The following is a 736-nucleotide window of genomic DNA, read 5'->3' as shown; positions in this document are numbered from 1 at the left end:
CCTTAATTGAAGCCAGTGAAAGGCAATAAGGAGGCACGACGAAGCGCAGCTACGCAGTAGCGGAGGCGTTGGGGATTGTTCGCAGTAACTTAATGTCACTTCGAGCTTGCTCGATAACAGTGCCATAAGTTATCGCGAGAGGAGTGAAGCGACGGAATGAGCCGACCGAAGGGAGAACGCCCAATATTTAAGTTTAATGTGTACTTTATAGATTGATTGGCGTTAGAAAAAGAACCGTCCGTAGTCAATCTTCAAGGGTAAGCGTTCGAAGGCGGCTCAAGTCAAATATCGCAATAAATCTAAAGGGCGATTCGCCGTCTAGCCATTAACTCAATTAGCCCCCACCTTTTTGGTCAGGGAGAGTGAAAAGTGAAAAAGCTTGGTGCAAAGAAACGCAGAACATAGCAAAAGCTGCACTTAGCTGTTCATGTCGATACACCCGAAACCATGAGTGCGGAAGTCAGTTTTGTTGTGCCATGAGCCTCTAAAAAAGAAAGGTGGTACCTCCCTGAAACTCACCTCGAAAGAATGCAATGCTTTGGGAAGAGAGTGGATCAATAAATGAAGCGGTAAAGCGAGTTTGAGATACAACAACGCTCAAATAGGTGAAATGATAGTAAATGTCAAAACTATAAACAAAATTATAGCTCAAGGTATGCCAGTTAGAAGCCCACGGTTAGCCATAGACGATGTAGCTTTGTCTCCAGACAGATTTTATCAACACCACCACTTTGCC

1 pseudogene is annotated in these 736 nt (G+C 44.4%); it reads left to right on the top strand.

From position 1 onward, the window contains the following. Positions 1-259 precede the first annotated feature (259 nt). A pseudogene (locus MD535_RS25755) lies at positions 260-670 on the top strand (hypothetical protein); the annotation flags it as partial. Positions 671-736: the final 66 nt, after the last annotated feature.

The sequence above is a fragment of the Vibrio qingdaonensis genome (assembly GCF_026191675.1).
GTDB classification, from domain to species: domain Bacteria; phylum Pseudomonadota; class Gammaproteobacteria; order Enterobacterales; family Vibrionaceae; genus Vibrio; species Vibrio qingdaonensis.
The sequence above is the reverse complement of the archived record's forward strand: the minus strand, read 5'-3'. Positions and strand labels throughout refer to the sequence as shown.